The sequence below is a fragment of the Brachybacterium sp. Marseille-Q7125 genome (assembly GCF_023062615.1).
Lineage (GTDB): Bacteria > Actinomycetota > Actinomycetes > Actinomycetales > Dermabacteraceae > Brachybacterium.
Genome location: NZ_JALLAL010000165.1, coordinates 1 through 447, shown reverse-complemented (window position 1 = coordinate 447; position 447 = coordinate 1). Strand labels below are relative to the sequence as shown.

Here is a 447-nt window from a genome sequence, read left to right as displayed (position 1 = left end):
GATCTCTCCTAGCAAGGCTTCGGAAGTCATGGCGCCCCGAGGGGAGAAGAGAAGAGAGAAGGGGGGAAAGAAGCGGAGAGGTGGAGGAAGGGAGGAGAGGAAAGAGAGGGACGGGGAGAGAAAAGGAAGAGAGAAGGGGGAGAGGGAGGGGAGAGAGAGAGGAGAGAGGAGGAGAAGAGGGAGGAGAAGGAAAGAGGGGGAAAGGGGGAAAAAAAAAAGGAAAGAGGAGGGGAGGAAAAGGCGAGGGAGGAAGGGAGGAAAGAGGGAAAAGAAGAAAGAAAGAAGAAAAGGGAAGGAAGAGAGACGGAGAAAAGGAAAAAAAGAGAGGAGGGAAAAAGAGAAGAGAGAAGACGGGAGAAAACGGGGGAGGAGATAAGGTACAGGAAGCAGGAGAGAAAGAGAGAAGGAGAAGAGATGAGAAGAGAGAAAAAATGCACGAGAGAAAGC

At 51.5% G+C, this 447-nt stretch carries 1 protein-coding gene; it reads left to right on the top strand.

Annotated features, from left to right (window positions below; translation table 11 throughout):
* The coding region (locus MU407_RS14540) for a hypothetical protein (RefSeq protein ID WP_246958445.1) at positions 1–447 on the top strand (447 nt) is incomplete at both ends.